Consider the following 2,792-nt stretch of genomic DNA (forward strand, 5'->3'; position numbering starts at 1 on the left):
TCACTGCGATACCGGTAGTATTTGCACCTGTGGAATCTTCAAGTTGTTCATATACTTTGGTGGTATTCACCGTGTGGAATACATTGTTAATGGTATTCACGATATCGCCAATCGTGGCAATTTTGTTATTGTGATTTTCTACATTCGTTCTTACATCACCTTCAGCGATAGGATTACCGTTAGCATCGGTGTAAGTACCGTCTGCATTTTTCGTCACCGGATTACCGTTCTCATCGGTATAGGTAGTCGTATTGCCGGCAATCGCTTTACCTTTATCGGCATCGGCACTTTCAGTTGGAACAGCTGTCAATGTTCCCAAATCTACATCAAATGTCACATTAGTGGTGATACCATCGGCAGTTTCTGCTTTCGCAATCGTGCCTTGACCGTTCACAAAGTTTACGGTGTCATAAGGTTTGACAAAATCAACCGCACTTTCATTGTTTTTCAAATTCCAACCGGCATTTAACACATCACCTAGGGTTGCTGCGTTTGTCGTTGTGAGATTTTTCGGTTTGGTGCTTTCATTGGCGGTATTATTGTCAGGTAAGGTTGTGTTTAAGTTGCCAATGATATTGGTTCCATTTACCGTACCAATGGTAATTGGATTTTCAACGACAGTACCATTTAGTGTCCCACCAATTTTCGTGCTGTTAAACTCCGGGTTTTCAGCCATTTGGATTTGAACGCCGTCATTATTAACAAAAGTTTGAATATTTTTTGCAGAATAACGACCACTAACATGCATATCGGTATTACGAGTGATACCGGAAGCCGCTGTTTCTGCACCGATAATATTAAGGGTTTGACCTAATTGACGATCCAAACCAACATTAGTCGCTGTCTCGTTGGCATTTGCTGTGGCATTGAAAAGGGTGCGCGTTGCGTTATTCGTGTTTGCAGTAAACGTTAATGGGTTGGCGGCTTGAGTCATCACCGCATAAAGTTGTGAACCGTTAATTCCATCGGTTGAATTGGCATCAATATTACCGGCAGCCACATTTTTTAATTGGCGTTCAGCACCAACCCGACCAATAGACACATATTTTCCTGCATCTGCCGGTTGACCTGCAAAACCATTGTAAGTAAAAATTCCTCCCGCTGAGGTTCTGACGGTTGCGTTTGTGATGGTGCCAACAGCATGCGATGCGCCACCTACCGCCTCACCATTTAGTGTAAGATCTTTGATTAGATTTCCGTTTGTGTCAGTACGAACTTCTGTTGAAGAATCCCCTAATACAACAGAACCATCGGTGGATAATGATGTGATATTAGAACCCAATGCAACGGATTTTTCTCCCGATACATTCGTGTTAGTACCAAATGCAATAGAGGATTCTCCGGTGACATCGGCATTAGACCCAATTGCCACGGCATCTGTCGCTTTTGATTCCGCACTTGCGCCGAATGCTAATGCATTGGTTTGATTGGCAAATGCTCTATAACCTACAGCGGTCGCATTCACATCTAATGCCCGAGCCCCTGTACCCACCGCCGTGGTGTAGTTACCTTCTGCTACTGCACCGGCAGCAATTGCAACCCCTCCTCGGGTCGATTTTAGAGAGGTTGATGTTAACGTATCAGTTGAAGCATTACTTTGAAGTCCAACTCGGGCACCGGCACCAATAGCTGTCCCTAATTCAGCACCATCCTCAACGAAAGCGGAAGTACCAATAGCAGTACCAAATAACTCATTTGAATGGGCTTTTTGACCGATTGCCACAGAGCCATCTTTCGCATAAGTGGTTTCATAGAATGGATTTTTTACGTTACCACCGGGTGGAACAAACTTATTTGCTGCTAATTCTGCGCCTACAATATCTTTATAAATATCAGTGTTGGCTTGTGTTGCAACGGCATCCATATCATTACCACCAATGGCAACTGAGGCATGACCTGCAACAACTTGGGCACCAATCGCAATAGATTGGTCACCAATGGCACGAGCATCAAAACCAATAGCCGTTGCCTCATTGACTATTAAGTTAAGATTTCGCCCCTCTGCATCATTGTTAACTAGCACGGCACCATTATTATCGGTGATACCGGCGCGGTAAAGTAAACGTGCGGAATCTAAATCACCCGTGGCAGTCTTATAATCAGTATCATTAAGGTTATTTGCTGTATTTTTAGTCCCATCGGCGGATGTGAGCAAGCCGGCTAGCGCATTACCCCCAATAGCGGTTGAGCCACGTGATTGTAGCGTATCTGTATTACGGATAATCGCATCGGCACCAATTGCCACAATATGTGGATTGGCAGAAGATTTATCGCGTTCACGAATACCTTGTGCATTATAACCAATGACAACACTAGAATAACTATCCGAGAGAGAATTCGATCCTAAAGCGGTTGAACGATCATTTTTAACCGCTGAATTTGCGCCAACCGCTGTTGAGTCAATTGATGTTACGCTTGCACTTTTACCAATAGCCGTTGCTCTATCAAGTGTTGCACTACTACCGGTACCGAGTGCAGTGGATTCATAACCGGCGGCATTAGCTGCAGTACCAAGTGCCACAGAACTTTGAGCGGTTGCCTTACTTCCCCCACCGATAGCAATTGCGCCATTACCGCCCGTTGCACTGGCAGCACCAAAGTTTTGATGAGAACCAATAGCAATTCTTCCCCAACCATCGGTAGAAATATAAACAGGATTGTTCTCTGATGTGATGGCACCGGATCCAGTGGCTGTACCCGGTGCGGTATTTACATTCACATTTATTGTTGTCGTTGCTCCGGTAGCGGTTGCGGCAAGGGCTGATTCTCCTATTAATAACGCACCCGCCATC

1 protein-coding gene is annotated in these 2,792 nt (G+C 44.8%); it reads right to left on the reverse strand.

Annotated elements, in window-relative coordinates; genetic code table 11:
• Positions 1–2,792, reverse strand: a 2,792-nt coding sequence (locus tag BKK50_RS11305; protein ID WP_143529823.1) for a hypothetical protein, incomplete at both ends; no start/stop codon positions are given.

The organism is Rodentibacter rarus (genome assembly GCF_001998965.1).
GTDB lineage: Bacteria > Pseudomonadota > Gammaproteobacteria > Enterobacterales > Pasteurellaceae > Rodentibacter > Rodentibacter rarus.